This is a genomic window from Bradyrhizobium sp. TM233 (genome assembly GCF_036247965.1).
Lineage (GTDB): Bacteria > Pseudomonadota > Alphaproteobacteria > Rhizobiales > Xanthobacteraceae > Bradyrhizobium > Bradyrhizobium ottawaense.
Window position 1 is genome coordinate 265,497 of sequence record NZ_BTIG01000001.1, and the last position, 17,090, is coordinate 282,586.

At 65.1% G+C, this 17,090-nt stretch carries 15 protein-coding genes and 1 tRNA gene; 10 read left to right on the forward strand and 6 right to left on the reverse strand.

Features of this window, described 5'->3' with window-relative positions; translation table 11 throughout:
- Positions 1-424: 424 nt before the first annotated feature.
- The 5 genes from AABA86_RS01265 to mnmA form a co-directional block, all read right to left on the reverse strand.
- A complete protein-coding gene (locus AABA86_RS01265; RefSeq protein WP_338306132.1) occupies positions 425-1,477 on the reverse strand; it encodes an NAD(P)-dependent alcohol dehydrogenase in 1,053 nt (350 codons plus the stop codon).
- Between the two features lie 918 nt (positions 1,478-2,395).
- Positions 2,396-2,472, reverse strand: a tRNA-Met gene (locus AABA86_RS01270).
- A 193-nt stretch (positions 2,473-2,665) separates the two neighbouring features.
- Positions 2,666-3,022 (reverse strand): hypothetical protein, encoded by a 357-nt coding sequence (locus tag AABA86_RS01275; protein ID WP_338305482.1) that lies wholly within the window; start codon positions 3,020-3,022, stop codon positions 2,666-2,668.
- 44 nt (positions 3,023-3,066) lie between these two features.
- Positions 3,067-3,705 carry a class I SAM-dependent methyltransferase gene (locus AABA86_RS01280; protein ID WP_338305483.1) on the reverse strand — a complete coding sequence of 213 codons (639 nt, stop codon included), beginning with the start codon at positions 3,703-3,705 and terminating at the stop codon, positions 3,067-3,069.
- A 19-nt stretch (positions 3,706-3,724) separates the two neighbouring features.
- Positions 3,725-4,906, reverse strand: a complete 1,182-nt coding sequence (gene mnmA / locus AABA86_RS01285) for a tRNA 2-thiouridine(34) synthase MnmA (RefSeq protein WP_338305484.1) — start codon at positions 4,904-4,906, stop codon at positions 3,725-3,727.
- A 347-nt stretch (positions 4,907-5,253) separates the two neighbouring features.
- Between mnmA and AABA86_RS01290 the strand changes: the two genes are divergently transcribed.
- From AABA86_RS01290 to AABA86_RS01335, 10 genes are all read left to right on the forward strand, one after another.
- Complete coding sequence (locus AABA86_RS01290; protein ID WP_338305485.1) at positions 5,254-6,870, forward strand: flagellar hook-length control protein FliK; 1,617 nt, start codon at positions 5,254-5,256, stop codon at positions 6,868-6,870.
- Between the two features lie 13 nt (positions 6,871-6,883).
- On the forward strand, positions 6,884-7,591 hold the full coding sequence (locus AABA86_RS01295; protein WP_338305487.1) for a flagellar hook assembly protein FlgD: 708 nt from the start codon (positions 6,884-6,886) through the stop codon (positions 7,589-7,591).
- Positions 7,592-7,998: 407 nt separating this feature from the next.
- Entirely contained in the window at positions 7,999-8,274 is a 276-nt protein-coding gene (gene sciP / locus AABA86_RS01300; RefSeq protein WP_002714638.1) for a CtrA inhibitor SciP, read from the forward strand.
- 192 nt (positions 8,275-8,466) lie between these two features.
- Complete coding sequence (gene fliF / locus AABA86_RS01305; RefSeq protein ID WP_212248830.1) at positions 8,467-10,077, forward strand: flagellar basal-body MS-ring/collar protein FliF; 1,611 nt, start codon at positions 8,467-8,469, stop codon at positions 10,075-10,077.
- 46 nt (positions 10,078-10,123) lie between these two features.
- Positions 10,124-11,215: a flagellar motor switch protein FliG gene (fliG, locus tag AABA86_RS01310; protein WP_212248829.1), complete on the forward strand. Its 1,092-nt coding sequence runs from the start codon at positions 10,124-10,126 to the stop codon at positions 11,213-11,215.
- On the forward strand, positions 11,215-11,838 hold the full coding sequence (locus AABA86_RS01315) for a FliH/SctL family protein (RefSeq protein ID WP_212248828.1): 624 nt from the start codon (positions 11,215-11,217) through the stop codon (positions 11,836-11,838). The genes fliG and AABA86_RS01315 overlap by 1 nt, the downstream gene beginning before the upstream one ends.
- A 3-nt stretch (positions 11,839-11,841) precedes the next feature.
- On the forward strand, positions 11,842-12,192 hold the full coding sequence (gene fliN, locus AABA86_RS01320; protein ID WP_212248827.1) for a flagellar motor switch protein FliN: 351 nt from the start codon (positions 11,842-11,844) through the stop codon (positions 12,190-12,192).
- 33 nt (positions 12,193-12,225) lie between these two features.
- Positions 12,226-13,611 carry a sigma-54-dependent transcriptional regulator FlbD gene (flbD, locus tag AABA86_RS01325; RefSeq protein ID WP_212248826.1) on the forward strand — a complete coding sequence of 462 codons (1,386 nt, stop codon included), beginning with the start codon at positions 12,226-12,228 and terminating at the stop codon, positions 13,609-13,611.
- 465 nt (positions 13,612-14,076) lie between these two features.
- Positions 14,077-15,327, forward strand: coding sequence for a vanadium-dependent haloperoxidase (locus AABA86_RS01330; RefSeq protein WP_338305488.1), 1,251 nt, complete (start codon positions 14,077-14,079; stop codon positions 15,325-15,327).
- A gap of 280 nt (positions 15,328-15,607) precedes the next feature.
- Complete coding sequence (locus tag AABA86_RS01335) at positions 15,608-16,756, forward strand: M20 family metallopeptidase (protein ID WP_338305489.1); 1,149 nt, start codon at positions 15,608-15,610, stop codon at positions 16,754-16,756.
- Positions 16,757-16,905: 149 nt separating this feature from the next.
- Here AABA86_RS01335 and AABA86_RS01340 read toward each other — a convergent pair whose 3' ends face one another.
- Complete coding sequence (locus AABA86_RS01340; protein ID WP_212248823.1) at positions 16,906-17,064, reverse strand: hypothetical protein; 159 nt, start codon at positions 17,062-17,064, stop codon at positions 16,906-16,908.
- Positions 17,065-17,090: the final 26 nt, after the last annotated feature.

A 17,090-nucleotide genomic window follows, 5' to 3' on the forward strand; every position in this document is an offset into this window, starting at 1 on the left:
TGATCGCAGAAAGGGAGCCCGGTACTGAATTCTCTCAGGTAGCGTGCGTGAATCGGCTCACAGCAAGACATGCAGAACGTCTTCAGCCACGGTGTTCTGCCATTGACGAGGATGAACCTCATGCGGCGTTCCTAAGCGACCTTATCGATCTGAGACCGATAGCGATGCAAATTGAGACGACGGCGCGCAATGAGACTCGGGGAATCAGACCATTCCTCCACCTTGCGGTGTTCGCACTGCGATATGAACTTGTGTGAAACCGATCCGGTTGAACTGCTGCAGCGCGCGGCCTGCAGAAGATCCCGATCGAATTCCAGGGGGCTTCGGTGACGACGTCCGAAGAGTCCGAGCGGGCATGACGATGGACGGTCGCTCGATCCATCGCGAGGAAATGCATGCTCGCGATGGATGACGCAGTTACGGTTCAAGGGATCAAGACAGCCCGTCCATGAATTTTCCCGGCATTGAGATCGTGCAAGGCCCTGTTGGCATCCGCAAGGCGATACTCCGCCGTCGCGAGTTCAACCAGACCTCGGTCCGCAAGGGCCATCAACTCGGTCAGTTCGGCCCACGTGCCGACCAGATTTCCGATGATGTTCTTCTCGGTGATCACCATGTCGACGGTCGGCACCCGGATGTCCTCGCCGTAACCAACGACGTAGTAGCTGCCCATCGGGCGTGTCATTGCCAGGCCCTTCGAGGTCGTGCCCTTCTCGCCGACGAAATCGATCACCGCTTCCGCACCGGTTCCAGCGGTCAGGCTTAGAACGGCTTCCACTTCGTTGCCGTCGGCCTTCACGAGGTGATCGGCGCCCGATTTCTCGGCCAGTTTCAGCGATGCTTCGGACTTGTCGACGACGATGATGTCGGCCGCACACATCGCTTTGAGGCACTGGATTCCGATGTGGCCCAGGCCGCCCGCACCGATGACAACGCAAAACTCGCCTGGCAGAAGGTGACGCGTGGCTTTCTTGGCGGCGCGATACGCGGTGAGGCCGGCGTCCGCGTATGGAGCGACTTCCTTCGGCGCGAGCGTCCGCGGCAACGGGACAATGTTGCGCTCCGAGGTGCAGAGGAATTCCGCATATCCGCCGTTGCAGTCGAGGCCTGGAAATGTACCAGGACCATGCATGTCGAAGCCGCGGCGACAGGCGAGACACGTTCCGCCGGTGATCTTCGGGTGGACGATCACGGGATCACCCTTCTTCAATCCCTCGACTTCCTTGCCGACCTCTTCGACCCACCCTGCATTCTCGTGTCCCATGATGAGCGGAAGCAGCTTGTCGCCGGTCGGATCCATATGCGGCTTCCACACGCCCTCGATGATATGGAGATCGGTTCTGCATACGCCGGCTCCGCCGATGCGGACGATGACGTCCGTCGATTTCGTCAGCTTCGGATCAGGCACTTTCTCTTCCCCGACCCACTGGTCGCCGGAAAGCTTCTCGTCATAGGCTCGCAATACCTGGGCTCTCATCATTTCCTCCGTCTCCCCGCGGCGAACTTCGGTGCGCCATCGACTCAGCCTCAGCATTTTTTGTGCCAGGGGATTGGTGTCGCGGCGCCATCAGCGACGACTGGAAGCGCGCCAACAACCTGCTGCGGTGCAGCGCAGAGGTATTGGTTCATCCGTGCGGAAACAGCCCGATACTACCAAGCATGGATCAGCATCATCTAAAAGTCCTCCACTCTCGGAAGGATCGATGGTCAAGCTAAGTGCGGCAAACAGGATGGCAGCTCGACTTTGCTGCGCATCGCTTGTCGCGCAAGGAGCTCAACCGGACGGCCAAACCGATCCACGCATTGGTCTACGTGCCCGATGAGCGCGAAGGCTTGACTGTTATCCGCACCGATGAAGATCGAGCTCGCTCTGGTGGCTCGGTCATATGACGCGAAGGCCTTCTGCGAATGTTGGACCCGGGCGCGGGAGAGATTCTTCGACGTCGTGATCGTCGAAGCGCTCGATTGCCTTTATCGCGACGTGGACGATCTCGCAGGCATCGATGAGAGCTATCTTTTCTCGGGATCGGGATCCGGGCCGTTCACGAGGGCGTCGTTGACACGGTGCTGGTCGGCTATCCAGGGAACGGAGGCGCCTCGCAGCAACATCACGTGCAAGACGGCAGCGCCTTGAGCAGCAGCTCGGTCAATCGAACAGGGAAATCGAACAGCCGGTGGATGCGATCACGAAAGGTCATGGCGATCCCTCCCTTCTCGGACCTCGGTCGACGGCCGTTGGATGCCGCAGAAGCCATCCGAGACCTTGTCGATAGGGTCACGGTGTGCCGGGATTCAACCAGACCAGGTAGAGTAGCGGCGGAGATAGCCGGCCGGCCAAATGCGCTGCTTGGCGAATCCGCCTACCCCAATCGGGCCACGGGAGTGTGGGGAAAGATGGTAGCGGGAGAGGGACTCGAACCCCCGACCCCAGGATTATGATTCCCGTGCTCTAACCAGCTGAGCTACCCCGCCACAGGGCCCGCGAACGGCGGCTACGGCCGATCTCGCGAACGCGCGGCATATAAAGAAGGGGGCGGCGGGAAGTCAAGCAAAGGTCGGTCGATTGGCGGGGGTGAATTCAGCGTGGGAATCGACCGCTTTGTCGTGAAATCCGCCATGGCCGGCTTGTCCCGGCCCCGACGGAGATTGGGATCGGGAAACCGGCCTATTTCGGCCTCACATTGGGGTCGCCGCCGGGGCTGCCGGGGGGCGGGATCACCGGGGTGTTGCCGCCCGTGTCCGGGGCCGGGGCGTGCATCTCGGGGTCGACGCCCGCGGGCGGGCAGAGCACGCCGTCGGATTTTGCCAGCTTGTCGCCGAGCGGTTCCCGGGACTGGCCGGTGGTGGTGCCATCGGCCTGGCGATTGGGCCGGTCCTGCGGCATGCAGTTGGCGGCATGTTGCGGGGATGGCGGCGCGGTCGCTTGCGGCGGCGTCGCAGGTAGCGGCGGGGCCTGCGCGATCGCTGGCCCGGAGGTGGCGATCACGAGGCTGGCCAGAATGATGTTTGATGTCGTGCGCATGGGAGCAAAACGCGCCGATCACGGCGCGTGTTCCCTCGGCACGATCACGATTTGTGGTAGCGGATCAGCGAGAAGTGCCCCATCGGCGGCATGGGCCTGCGCTCGGCGAGCGTGACGCCGCCGTGTTTTGCGGCCCAGCCCTCGAGGCGGGCCCACGGGAATTCCGGGCGCCAGCCGAGGCGGCGGGCGATGGGGGCGAAGGCGAGCTCGAACAGTTTGCGCGGGCCGGTCTCGGCGCCGATGTGGTTGACCAGGATCAGCTCGCCGCCGGGCTTGAGCACGCGCACGAACTCGTCGAGCGTGCCTTCGGGATCGGGCACGGCGGTGATGACGTATTGCGCCACCACCGCGTCGAAGAAGTTTTCGGGGAAGGCGAGGTTTTTCGCATCCATCACCGAGAGCACTTCGACATTGGAGAGCCGAAGCGCACGCACGCGCGCCTGCGCCTTGCGCAGCATCGGCTCGGAGATGTCGACGCCGCAGATTTTCGTGGTGCGCGAATAATCGGACAGCGACAGGCCGGTGCCGACGCCGACGTCGAGGATGCGGCCGCCGATGCGGTCGGCCTCCGCGATGGTCGACTGCCTTCCGGCGTCGAACACCTTGCCGAACACGAGATCATAGACCGGCGCCCAGCGGCCATAGGCCTTCTCGACCCCGGCCCGCGAGATGTCTGCTGCCATGCCCCTGCCCTGAATTCTCTTAACCGCGCACCGCTTCGACAAGCGGCCTCGCCGTGCCTGTCGCGACTTTCGCGGCAGCGCTTTGAATGAAGCCGCCGCCGAGCACGCGCGCCTGCCCACTGGGCGCGTCGTAGAACACGCAGGCCTGGCCGGGCGAGACGCCCTCCTCGCCGCCGACGAGCTCGACCTCATAATGGCCGTTCGCGCCGCGCAGCCATGCGGGTTGCGGCGCGCGCGTCGAGCGCACGCGCACGAATAATTCGAGGCCGGCGCCGATGGCGCGGTCGATGTCGCCGCCGCCGATCCAGTTGACGTCGCGCAAGGAGATGCGGTGCATCTTCAGGGCCTCGCGCGGGCCGACGACGACGCGGCGGGTGGCGGCCTCCAGCCGCACCACGAACAGCGGCGCGTGAGCCGCGATGCCGAGGCCGCGGCGCTGGCCGACGGTGAAATTGGCGATGCCGTTGTGCTGGCCGAGCACGCGTCCCGAGAGATCGACGATGTCGCCGGGGTCCATCGCGTTGGGACGCAGGCGCGTGATGATGTCGGTGTAGCGCCCCGTCGGCACGAAGCAGATGTCCTGGCTGTCGTGCTTGTCGGCAACGGACAGGCCAAAGCGGCGCGCGAGCTCGCGCGTCTCGGGCTTGGTCATGTCGCCGAGCGGGAAGCGCAGGAAGTCGAGCTGTTCCTGCGTCGTCGCGAACAGGAAATAGCTCTGGTCGCGGTCGGAATCGGCCGCGCAGACCAGCGCGCGCGAACCGTCCTCGCGGCGGCGCGAGGCGACGTAATGGCCGGTGGCGAGCGCCTGCGCGCCGAGCTCGCGCGCGGTCTTGAGGAGATCGCGGAATTTGACGCTGCGGTTGCACTCGATGCACGGCACCGGCGTCTCGCCGAGCGCGTAGCTGTCGGCGAAATTGTCGATGACGGATTCGCGAAAACGATCCTCGTAGTCGAGCACGTAATGGGGAATGCCGAGTTTTGCCGCGACGTCGCGGGCGTCGTGGATGTCCTGGCCGGCGCAGCAGGCGCCCTTGCGGTGGGTCGCCGCGCCATGGTCGTAGAGCTGCAGCGTGATGCCGACGACGTCGTAGCCTTCCGCCTTCAGAAGCGCAGCCGTCGTCGAGGAATCGACGCCGCCCGACATGGCGACGACGACCCTGGTGTCCTCAGGACGGCCTTCGAGATCCAGACTGTTGAGCATGGGCCTTTGAGGGTTGTGACGGCGGCGTGCGGCGATCCGCGATTTCATGCTTCTCGCGGGACGCCGTCGATCCCCGGGAACTTTAGTTCCCGCAAGGCACGACTGCCCGGTCGAAAGCGGCTGAGAGCAACCTCTTTAATATAGGCGGCATTCCGGTGAAGCAATCACGGGGGCGGCCAGCTTAGGGCAATTCTTGCCGGGGAGGCAGAAATGGCGGGGTCGCGGCCGTCCCCGCGGCAATGGCCATCAACTTATAAACTATTGATTTTTATATATAAACTTACGAAAGCCGGCGCTGGCCCGCTCCTTGCTCCCCTGATGCCGAAGATGTTTCCAAGGGGTCGCCTGTGGTCAGTCGTACGTCAGATGTCGTGGCCAGCGTGCAAGTTTCGAGCGCGCAGCAAAAGCCTGCGCGGTCGCAGAGCGCCAAGGAGGCGTCCGCGAGCGACTCCTTCGGGTCGCTGGTCGACAGCAACACCCAGGCGATCAATACCAATGCGGCCTCGCAGGCCCAGGATAGCGCGCCGCGGCGGAGCGATTCGTCCTCCGCGGACAAGGGCCCGCGCGACACCTCGTCCACGGATCAATCCTCCCACAGCAAGGCGAGCGACGACACCGACACCTCCGCGCCTGCCAGGAACGACAAGACGAACGATACGACCACCGATCCGGCCAAGGACGCCAGCAAGGTCAAGGACAAGTCCGAGGCGTCAGACGCCAAATCGACTGATACATCCGAGAAAACCAAGGACGACAAGACCGAGGGCACCGACACGCTCACCGCCGCGGTCGATGCCGCAGCAACCGCGCCAGCCGACGCGGCGCAGCCCGCCGTGCCCGATCCGAACGCGATCGTGGTTGCCGCGCCGGTCGTCCCGTCCGATCCGAACGCGGCCGCAGACCAAGCCGCCACCGCCTCGCCGCTGGCGATCGCCGCCGCCGGCATCGCCGCCAGCGCTTCGACCGCGGCGCAGATCGCGGGCGGCAAGACCGACACTGCTACGCCGGCCGACAAGAGCGCCAAGACCGCCGGCGCCAAGGTCGACGCCGACACCTCCGCGACGCTGGCCGATGCCGCGACCGGGGCAACGGACGCGGCCGCGACCGACGCCAAGGCCAACGGCGGGCTGGTCCCCGTCAATCAGGGCACACCGAAGACCTCGTTCCAGGCCGCCGTCGCCACCGCGCAAGGGCAGTCCGACGTCTCCAATATCGGCCAGGACACCGGCAAGGCGAACGCCGCCCCGACGCAAACGCCGGGCACTGCGACCGCCAACGCCGCCACCCATCCGCAAGGCGCCAAGCCGCAGGCAGATGGCGCGGTGACCGAGGCCAAGGCCGGAGCCTCGGACCGCACCGCCGATGCGAGCCAGGGCACGCCGACCACGCTCGCTCATGCGGGCGCGCAAGCCACCGTCACTCCGACCGACACCAGCGCGCAGGCCGCTTCCGCCGTGCAGGCGCCGCTGACCAATACGACCTCGACCGCGTCCGCTTCGACCGCGACGCTGACCGCGACCGCGGCCAGTGCGACGGCGGTGCCGGTCAACGGCATCCCGATCGAGATCGCGGCCGCCATCCGCTCCGGCAAGTCCCGCTTCGACATCAGCCTCGATCCGGCCGAGCTCGGCCGCATCGACGTCCGCATCAATGTCGACCGCAACGGCAACGTCACCTCGCATCTCACCGTGGAGAAGCCGGAGACGCTGCAGATGCTGCGCCAGGACGCGCCGCAATTGCAGCGCGCGCTCGACGATGCCGGCCTCAAGTCCGGCAGCAACGGGCTGTCCTTCAGCCTGCGCGACCAGAATTCATCGGGCCAGAACTCCGGCCAGGACAACGACAATGGCGGCAATGCCCGCCGGCTGATCATCAGCGAGGACGACACCGTTGCTGCCGCACCCGTCGGGCGCGGCTATGGCCGCATGTACGGGCCGAGCAGCGGCGTCGACATCAGAGTGTAAAGGAGTATTCGACATGACCACCACGACTGGCGCTGCCGCTCCTGCTGTCGTCTCCGGGACGACCGACCTCCCCAAATCCTCCTCGTCGAGCTCGCTGGGCTCGACCACGGGATCGACGCTTGCCGGCAACTTCCAGACCTTCCTGACGCTGCTGACCACGCAGCTGCAGAACCAGAACCCGCTCGATCCGCTCGACACCAACCAGTTCACCCAGCAGCTGGTGCAGTTCGCCGGCGTCGAGCAGCAGCTCAAGACCAACGATTCGCTGGCCCAGCTCGTCACCCTGCAGCAGACCACGCAGGCGACCCAGGCGCTGGGTTTCGTCGGCAAGACCGCCCTGGTCGACGGCTCGACCGCGACCATGACGAAGTCGTCGGCCACCTGGCACCTCAACGTGCCGACCGACTCCACCGTCGACATCACCGTCGCCAATTCCACCGGCCAGACCGTGTTCACCGGCAAATATACCGCCGCCGCCGGCACCGACATTCCCTTCACCTGGAACGGCATGGGCAATGACGGCACGCAATGGCCCGACGGCAAATACACGATCTCGGCGACGGGCAAGGACGTGGCCAACAACAACGTCGGCATCGCAGCCCAGGTGCAGGGCGTCGTGTCGTCGGTCGACCTGACCCAGTCGCCGCCCCTGCTCACCATCGACGGCGCCAGCTACACCCTGAGCCAGGTGAAGAGCATCATCGCGACCAGCAGCAATTAAGGGCGGGCACCACGAGCCACATATTCAGTGTCATCCCCGCGGACGCGGGGATCCATAGCCACAGCAAGTCGTTTTCGCGTGAAATCGTAACCCCGAATCGTCGTCAACCTACGCCCTGGGCTTATGAGTCCTCAAATGCGCAATTGCGCATCATAGCTCGCGCTCCGCGCGCCCCGGGACGACAGTTGGAGCCTCCGCGACACCGCGCTCCGGCTCCATTCGTTAGTAAAGTATTTACGAAGTCCCCCTCGACCGGCCCGGATTCCACCGTTTCGCCGGCCGACACGGCGCCGTTCCAGCCATTTTCAACGAGAATTGTATTGAAGCCTTAGGCTTAGCGGATTTTTAAGCCGCCGGGCGTAGGGTTACGGGCGTGAGTTCAGTGGTTGAGAGTTTGTGAGTACGCCATGACAGAACCCCATCGCCCGAGGGTAAAATACGTCATCGGGCCGGACGGCAGTCCGTTGACGATCGCGGATCTGCCTGCACCCGGCACCAAACGCTGGGTCATCCGCCGCAAGGCCGAAGTCGTCGCCGCCGTCCGTGGTGGACTTCTCTCGCTCGAGGAGGCCTGTAGCCGTTATACCCTAACGGTCGACGAATTCCTCTCCTGGCAGTTTTCCATCGACCAGCATGGTCTGGCGGGTCTTCGCACCACCCGCATCCAGCAATATCGCCAGTAGGCGATCCGGAAATCTGCGGCTTTTGACGAAAATCGGCCTCGCCCTGCGAGGCCGATTTTTTTCATATCCGTCCTTTGCGCGACTTTTGTCCGACCTCTTAACCTTCGTTAACCATATCGAAACCATCACCTAGGCAATAATTGCCCAGTCGGCCTTTCCTGTGAAAGCGGCCGAATCTGTTGGGGCGGTTGCTTGCAAGGTCTTGCGGACTTCTTGAAGAGTATCGGCGCCGCCCGGTTCGGGGCGATGATCGCGGTCACCGCCGCGCTCATCGGCTTTTTCGCGTTCGTCATCATGCGCGTCACCACGCCGCAGATGACGACGCTGTTCACCGACCTCAGCGTCGAGGATTCCTCCGGCATTATCAAGGACCTGGAACGCCAGGGCATCCAGTTCGAGATCCGCAACGAGGGCAGCATCATCATGGTGCCCAAGGACAAGGTCACGCGGCTGCGGATGAAGCTCGCGGAGGGCGGCCTGCCCAAGGGCGGCGGCGTCGGTTACGAGGTGTTCGACAAGTCGGACGCGCTCGGCACCACCTCCTTCGTCCAGAACATCAATCACCTTCGCGCGCTGGAAGGCGAACTCGCCCGCACCATCCGCGCCATCGACCGTATCCAGGCCGCCCGCGTCCATCTGGTGCTGCCCGAGCGCCCGCTGTTTGCGCGCGAGGCACCGGAGCCGTCGGCCTCGATCGTGGTCCGCGTCCGCGGCTCGCTGGAAGCCCAGCAGATCCGTGCCATCCGCCACCTCGTCGCCTCCGCCGTCAACGGGCTGAAGCCGCAGCGGGTCTCGATCGTCGACGAGGCCGGCCAGCTGCTCGCCGACGGCGCCGCCACCGATCCGGAGCAGGCCGTCGGCGACGAGCGCCGCATCTCCTTCGAGAAGCGGATGCGCAAGCAGGTCGAGGACATCGTCTCCTCCGTGGTCGGCTCGGGCCGCGCCCGCGTCCAGCTCTCCGCCGATTTCGACTTCAACAAGATCACACAGACCTCGGACAAGTTCGACCCCGAGGGCCGCGTGCTGCGCTCGAGCCAGACCCGCGAAGAGCAGAGCATGACCGCCGACAACAACGGCCAGGTCACCGTCAACAACGAGCTGCCCGGCAACCAGCAGAACAACGGCGTCGCGGCCAAGGACCAGAGCAAGAAGTCCGAAGAGACCAACAATTACGAGATCTCCCGCACCACCAAGACCGAAGTGACCGAGGCTGGCCGGGTCAACCGCATCTCGGTCGCGGTGCTGGTCGACGGCATCTACTCCAAGAACGACAAGGGCGAGCTGGCCTATCAGGATCGCACCAAGGAGCAGCTCGACCGCATCGCCACGCTGGTGCGCTCGGCGATCGGCTTCGACCAGAAGCGCGGCGACCAGGTCGAGGTCGTCAATCTGCGCTTTGCGGATGCGCCCTCCACGGCCCCGATCGGCGAGCCCGGCGGCTTCCTCGGCATGCTCCAGTTCACCAAGGACGACGTCATGTACTTCGTCGAGCTCGGCGTGATGATGCTGCTCGGCCTGATCGTGCTGTTCCTGGTGGTCCGCCCGCTGGTCAAGCGCATCCTGGCCTCCGACGAAGTCGCAGCCGCCATCTCCGGCGTCCTCAGCGGCCCGGCGGCCTCGGAAGAGAGCGCGCCGGCCGGCCAGGCACTGCTGCCGAGCGGCGCCGCGAGCGCGATCGACGTCGCCACCATCCAGGGCCAGGTCCACGCTCAGTCCGTTCATCGCGTCGGCGAGCTCGCCGAGCGCAACCCCAACGAAACCGTCGCCATCATCCGCCAGTGGCTGACCGAACCAGCCAAGTAATCCCTAGCCAAGCAATCCTAGCCAGTGAATCAAGAAGTGATCTGACATGGCCGCCAATCTGCAAAACGCCAATTCGAACGACATCACCAGCGTGATCTCGACACTCGGCCAGCGTGCCGGCAGCCGCGCGGGCGCGCCGGTCGAAGCGGTGTCGGGGCCGAAGCGCGCCGCGATCCTGATGCTGGCGCTCGGCGAGCAGTATGGCGGCAAGATCTGGGGACTGCTCGACGACGACGAGGTGCGCCAGCTCTCGCTGGAGATGTCGACGCTCGGCACCGTCGAGGTCGACACGGTCGAGGACATGCTGCTCGAATTCGTCTCGCGCATGTCGGCATCGGGCGCGCTGATGGGCAATTTCGACGCCACCGAGCGGCTGCTCCAGCAATATCTGGCGCCCGAGCGGGTCAACGGCATCATGGACGAGATCCGCGGCCCCGCGGGACGCAACATGTGGGAGAAGCTCTCCAACGTGCAGGAAGAGGTGCTCGCCAACTATCTGAAGAACGAATACCCGCAGACCATCGCGGTGGTGCTCTCGAAGCTGAAACCGGAACACGCTGCGCGCGTGCTCGGCATCTTCCCCGAGGAGCTTGCGCTCGACGTCGTCAATCGCATGTTGAAGATGGAGGCGGTGCAGAAGGAGGTGATCGAGAGCGTGGAGAAGACCCTGCGCACCGAATTCATGTCCAACCTGTCCCAGACCCGCCGCCGCGACGCCCACGAGGTGATGGCGGAAATCTTCAACAATTTCGACCGCCAGACCGAAACCCGCTTCATCACCTCGCTGGAAGAGGACAACCGCGAATCGGCCGAGCGCATCAAGGCGCTGATGTTCACCTTCGACGACCTCGTGAAGCTGGATTCCGGCTCGGCCCAGACGTTGATGCGCAACGTCGACAAGGACAAGCTCGGCGTCGCGCTCAAGAGCGCCAACGAGGACGTCCGCAACTTCTTCTTCGGCAACATGTCCTCGCGCGCCGCCAAGATGCTCCAGGACGACATGGCGGCGATGGGACCGGTCCGGCTGCGCGACGTCGACGAGGCCCAGGCGCTGCTGGTCAACCTCGCCAAGGACCTCGCCGCCAAGGGCGAGATCATGCTGACCAAGAACCGCGCCGACGACGAGCTGGTGTATTGATGGCCGCTCCGGCAAAATTCCTGTTCGATACCGACTTCGCGGCGCCCGAGCGGACGACGCGCGAGAAGGCCGCGACCGCTGCGGAGATCGCCCAGAAGGTCGCCGAAGCCGAGGCGCGCGCCTATCAGGACGGCTTTGCGGCCGGCCAGCAGGAAGCCAAGGCCGAGAGCGACCGCCGCGTCGCGCTTGCCATGGAAGAGATCAACATCGGCATCCGCGGTATCGCATCCGGCATCGGCAACATCGAATCCAAGATGGAAACCGAGGCGGTCGACGTCGCGGTGGCGGTCGCGCGCAAGCTGTGCGCCGACCTGGTCGCCGCCGAGCCGCTCGGCGAGATCGTCGCACTGGTCAAGGACTGCTTCTCCCATCTGGTCGCGACGCCGCATCTGGTGGTCCGCATCAACGACGCGCTCTACGACAGCGCACGCGAGAAGATCGATCGGCTCGCCAAGCAGAGCGGCTTCGAGGGACGGCTGGTGATCCTGGCCGAGCCGGAGATTGCGACCGGCGACTGCCGGATCGAATGGGCCGATGGCGGTGTCGTGCTGGAGCGCGGCGCCATCGCGGCCAAGATCGACGAAATGGTCGGACGCTATGTCGCGTCCCGCAGGGGGAGCTAAGCCATGAGCGACACCGACGGACAGGTCCCGCTGCCCGATCTCAACGGCCCGTTGCCGGCCACCGGCACGGACGTCGGCTACAACGAGGACGAATACGCGGCGCGTGCCGCCGCCGACCTCGAGGCCGTGTTCGACGTTCCCGTGCAGGTCTCGGCCGTGCTCGGCCGCTCGAAGATGGACGTCAGCGAGCTGTTGAAGCTCGGACCCGGCACCGTGCTTGAGCTCGACCGGCGCGTCGGCGAGGCCATCGACATCTACGTCAACAACAAGCTGGTCGCCCGCGGCGAAGTCGTCCTGGTCGAGGACAAGCTCGGCGTGACCATGACCGAAATCATCAAGACCGAACGCAGCTGATAGCGCGCGCGACCAGACGGACAGGAGACTGACATGCGGCTTCTCATCGTTGGCACATTGAAGGGCCAGCTCACCACGGCCACCAAGATCGCGATGGACAACGGCGCCACCGTGACCCACGCCGAGGATCACGAGCAGGCCATGCGCGTGCTGCGCGGCGGCAAGGGCGCCGACCTCCTGCTGGTCGACGTCGCGCTCGACATCCGCGACCTCGTGATGCGGCTCGAGGCCGAGCACATCCATGCCCCGATCGTCGCCTGCGGCATCACCAACGACGCCCGCGCCGCGGTCGCCGCGATCCACGCCGGCGCCAAGGAATACATCCCGCTGCCGCCCGACCCCGAGCTGATCGCCGCCGTGCTGGCCGCGGTCGCCAACGATTCCCGCGAGCTGGTCTATCGCGACGAGGCGATGGCGAAGGTGATCAAGCTCGCCCAGCAGATCGCAGGTTCAGACGCCTCGGTGATGATCACCGGCGAGTCCGGAACGGGCAAGGAAGTGTTGGCCCGTTACGTCCACACCCGCTCGGCGCGCGCCAAGCGCCCCTTCATCTCCATCAACTGCGCCGCTATTCCCGAGCATCTCCTGGAATCCGAGCTGTTCGGCCACGAGAAGGGCGCCTTCACCGGCGCGATCGCGCGCCGCATCGGCAAGTTCGAGGAGGCGACCGGCGGCACGCTGCTGCTGGACGAAATCTCCGAGATGGACGTCCGCCTGCAATCGAAACTGCTGCGCGCCATCCAGGAGCGCGTGATCGACCGCGTCGGCGGCACCAAGCCGGTGCCGGTCGACATCCGTATCATCGCGACCTCGAACCGTAATCTGGCCGAGGCCGTGCGCGAAGGCACGTTCCGCGAGGACCTGCTGTTCCGCCTCAACGTCGTCAACCTGAAGATCCCGCCGCTGCGAGAGCGTCCTCTCGACATCCTCGAGCTCGCCCAGCACTTCGTGAAGAAGTACGCCGATGCCAACGGTGTGCCGGTGCGCCCGATCTCGGCGGAAGCGCGCCGCGTGCTCTCGGCCAACCGCTGGCAGGGCAACGTCCGCGAGCTCGAAAACACCATGCACCGCTCCGTGCTGATGGCGCAGGGCGACGAGATCGGACCCGACGCGATCCTCACCCCGGACGGCGACCGCCTCGACCTCGCGAAAACCGTGCCGGCCGTGGCGCATGCCACGATGGCCGCCGAGCAGGTGACGCGCGCGCTGGTGGGGCGCACCGTCGCCGATGTCGAGCGCGACCTTATCCTTGAGACGCTGAAGCACTGCCTCGGCAACCGGACCCATGCCGCCAACATCCTGGGCATCTCGATCCGCACGCTGCGCAACAAGCTCAACGAATATTCCGACGGCGGCATCCCGATCACCCCCGCGGGAACGCCGGGCGAGTATCCGCGGATGCCGATGATGGGGGCGTAATCCCTCGTAGGCCACAAGCTGACGACCGAATGCCCGGGCCAAGTCCCGGGCATTTTGTTTTATCAAGCGCGCTGGTACCTGCTCCGTCATCCTGAGGTGCGATGCGCAGGATGCGAATGCATCGCGTGCGGAGCCTCGAAGGATGAATTGCCACAGCCCGACCGTCGCCCTTCGAGGGCAGCTGAAGAAGCGGCCACCTCAGGATGACGGACAACAAGAGAGGCCCGGAACCTGCGCACACAGCGAGATTCTGCGCGCCATCTCCGCAATCACCTCCCGGATATCGCTTCGCTCATCCGGGCTACGGGACTATTGTGCCGGCCCGGACCAACCCGGCCGCCAGCGGAGTGAAGCAGTTCACAAGCAGGATGCGCCGGGAGGGCTAGTGTTCGCCAATAGCGTGGCGTGATGTCCGCCCGGGCGGCCATCCGCTTTGCGAGCGTCCTTCAACAGAAAGGGCAAGCCATGAACCGCTTTTCGTGGACGATTTCCCGCTCATCGCTGATTGTAACGCTGATCGTGGCCGCGGCACCGCTTGCGCGCGCTGACGTGATCATGGACTGGAACGCCAAAGCCGATGCGATCGCCGCCGAGAAACAGATTCTTCCGGCGCCGCACAGCCGCGCCTTGTCCATGATGCACGTTGCAATGTTCGAGGCCGTCAATGCGATCGACCGCCGCTACGCGCCTTACAAGATCTCGTTGTCCGCGGAGCGTTCGAGCTCGCGGGAAGCCGCGGGGGCAGTTGCGGCTCACGACGTGCTGCTGTCGATCTATCCGGGCCTCAAGCCGGACCTGGATGCGACACTGACGAACGCGCTGACGCCGATTGCCGAGGGCGAGTCCAAGAGCGCCGGCATCGCGCTCGGGAAAGAAGCTGCGGCGCAGATCATCCAGCTTCGCGCGAACGATGGCAGCGCCGCCGTGGAAACGTACCGGCCCCGGACCACACCGGGCGCCTATGTCCCAACCGTCGTCCCGCTTTTCTCGACCAGCGGTGCGGCAGCGCCGTGGGTCATGGCGTCCGGATCGCAGTTTCGCCCCGGACCGCCGCCAGCGCTCGATTCAGAGGTTTGGACCAGGGACGTCAACGAAATCCGCGAGGTCGGCGGCAGAGGCAGCCCGACCCGGACACCCGAGCAAACGACGATCGGCCGCTTCTGGTTCTTTGTCGGCGCCCGCACCTACAATCCCATCGTGAGGCAGGCCGCCTTGGCCAAGGGAATGGATCTCGTCGACTGCGCCCGCCTGTTCGCCTTGACGTCGATTGCCGGGAACGATGCCATCGTTGCCGTGTTCGACGCCAAGTACCATTACAATTTCTGGCGCCCGATCACGGCCATACGCAATGCCGATCTGACCTCGAATGCCGCAACGCCTCGCGATCCCTCCTGGCTGCCGCTTGGGGACACGCCGATGCATCCTGAATATCCCTGCGCTCACTGCATCGTCTCGGCCGCGATTTCGACCGTGCTCCAGACCGTCGTTGGAGATTTTGGCGAGTTCTCACTGACCAGCCCGACGGCGCCAGGGGTCACGCGCAAATGGTCGCGGCTCCAGGACTATAGCGACGAAGTCTCCAATGCGCGCATCTGGGCCGGCTTCCACTACCGGTTCTCGACCGAAGTCGGCAAGGACATGGGCCGAAAGATCGGTGCGCTGGTCGTCGCGACGCAGCTTCGCGGTGTGGAGGCAATGGCGGAACCGAAGCGTTAGAATGTCCGGGGCCCCGGGCATTTTTCTTTGCGTGCGGGGCTCACACCACCGCCTCACCCTCCGCCGTCGTCCTGGCGAAAGCCAGGACCCATTACCCCAGGGACGGGTTTGGCGAAGATTCGTCGATCGGTACTTCTATCGCCTTCAGTCGATAGATTCCGCGGCATGAGTCCCCGCGTTCGCGGGGACGACAGCGGTGGACATGGCCGCACCGCGTTCTCCGACTAGGTCGCACGCATGCGAAGCCTTATAACGCCGCGTGAGAACCACGAGGGTAAACATGTCTCAATCTCAAATCACGGACTGGCTGGCATCGCAGCGGCAGGCGATGATCGATCTGCTTCGCGATGTCGTGAACATCGATTCCGGCTCCTACGACAAGGAGGGCGTCGATGCGGTCGGTGCGCGGTTCGAGCGGCATTTTGCCGAGCACGGCATTCCGTGCCGGCGCGAGAGCCACGACGCCTTCGGCGACGCGATCCATGCCGAGGTGGCCAAGCCCGGCAGCAACGAGAAGCCGGTGCTGTTGATGGGACATCGCGACACCGTGTTCGGCAAGGGCGAGGCCGGGCGCCGTCCGTTCACCATCAAGGACGGCCGCGCCTATGGGCCTGGCGTCGCCGACATGAAGTCCGGTGTCGTCATGAACATCTTCGTCGCGACCGCCTTCCACAAGTTCGGCGGCAACCCGCATCCGATCAAGCTGCTGATCACCTCGGACGAGGAGATCGGCTCGCCCTCCTCCCGGCCCGTGATCGAGCGCGAAGGCCGCACCGCCCGCGCCGTGTTCAATTCCGAGCCGGGCCGCCCCACCGGCAACGTGGTCACGGGGCGCAAGGGCGGTATCTTCATGCATCTCGCCATCACCGGCAAAGCCGCGCATTCCGGCGCCAATTTCGCCGCGGGCGTCAGCGCGATCGGCGAGCTCGCGCACAAGATCGTGCATATCCACGCGCTGACGGATCTCGACAAGGGCATCACGCTCAATGTCGGCCTGGTCTCGGGCGGGCAGTCCGTCAACACCACGGCGCCTTCCGCCGAGGGCCAGATCGACCTGCGCTATGTCGATCCGGCGGATCGTGCGCGGGTGATGGACGCGATCGAGACCATCGTCGCAACGTCTTACGTGCCGGGCACGAGTGCGACGCTGACCATCAAGGGCGAGTTCGTGCCCGTGGTGCAGAGCGCGGATTCGAAGGCGCTGTTCGAGAACTACCAGGCGGCTGCAAGGGAGGCCGGCCTCACCACGCTCCAGGGCGAGTTCTCCGGCGGCTGCGCCGATTCCGGCTTCACCGCCGCCGTGGGCACGCCGACCATCTGCGGCCTCGGCCCGGTCGGCGGGCTCGCGCACACGCCGGAGGAGTATCTCGATATCGACAGCATCGTGCCGCGCGCGCAAGCGCTGGCGCTGGCGATTTTGCGGGGGTGAATGCAGGTGCCGTAGGGTGGGCAAAGCGACTTGTCCGCCGAAGCTCGTAGAGCGAAGGCGGAAGCGTGCCCACGATTTGACGGCAATTGGAACGAGATGGTGGGCACGGCAAGTGCGCCTTTGCCCACCCTACGAAACCTCCCGAGTGTCTACGAATAACTCGGCGCGTCCGGCTTGCGGAAGATGTGGATGGGATCGCCCGGGATGATCACGGGCTGGCCTGAGAACATCGCGTAGGCGTAGAGCGCGAGATAGGCGATCGCCAGCGCGCCGATGGCATAGAACGCGAAGGTCGCGACGCGCTTCATCGATCCGCTCCGTTGCCGTCCCGGCG

Excerpts from the sequence above, each read along its gene's own strand:
- AABA86_RS01330 (WP_338305488.1), top strand. The coding sequence starts at position 14,077 with ATGAACCGCTTTTCGTGGACGATTTCCCGCTCATCGCTGATTGTAACG.
- fliN (WP_212248827.1), top strand. The coding sequence starts at position 11,842 with ATGAGCGACACCGACGGACAGGTCCCGCTGCCCGATCTCAACGGCCCG.
- sciP (WP_002714638.1), top strand. The coding sequence starts at position 7,999 with ATGACAGAACCCCATCGCCCGAGGGTAAAATACGTCATCGGGCCGGAC.
- AABA86_RS01340 (WP_212248823.1), bottom strand. The coding sequence starts at position 17,064 with ATGAAGCGCGTCGCGACCTTCGCGTTCTATGCCATCGGCGCGCTGGCG.
- AABA86_RS01335 (WP_338305489.1), top strand. The coding sequence starts at position 15,608 with ATGTCTCAATCTCAAATCACGGACTGGCTGGCATCGCAGCGGCAGGCG.
- AABA86_RS01280 (WP_338305483.1), bottom strand. The coding sequence starts at position 3,705 with ATGGCAGCAGACATCTCGCGGGCCGGGGTCGAGAAGGCCTATGGCCGC.
- AABA86_RS01275 (WP_338305482.1), bottom strand. The coding sequence starts at position 3,022 with ATGCGCACGACATCAAACATCATTCTGGCCAGCCTCGTGATCGCCACC.
- AABA86_RS01295 (WP_338305487.1), top strand. The coding sequence starts at position 6,884 with ATGACCACCACGACTGGCGCTGCCGCTCCTGCTGTCGTCTCCGGGACG.
- flbD (WP_212248826.1), top strand. The coding sequence starts at position 12,226 with ATGCGGCTTCTCATCGTTGGCACATTGAAGGGCCAGCTCACCACGGCC.
- fliG (WP_212248829.1), top strand. The coding sequence starts at position 10,124 with ATGGCCGCCAATCTGCAAAACGCCAATTCGAACGACATCACCAGCGTG.
- mnmA (WP_338305484.1), bottom strand. The coding sequence starts at position 4,906 with ATGCTCAACAGTCTGGATCTCGAAGGCCGTCCTGAGGACACCAGGGTC.
- AABA86_RS01265 (WP_338306132.1), bottom strand. The coding sequence starts at position 1,477 with ATGAGAGCCCAGGTATTGCGAGCCTATGACGAGAAGCTTTCCGGCGAC.
- AABA86_RS01315 (WP_212248828.1), top strand. The coding sequence starts at position 11,215 with ATGGCCGCTCCGGCAAAATTCCTGTTCGATACCGACTTCGCGGCGCCC.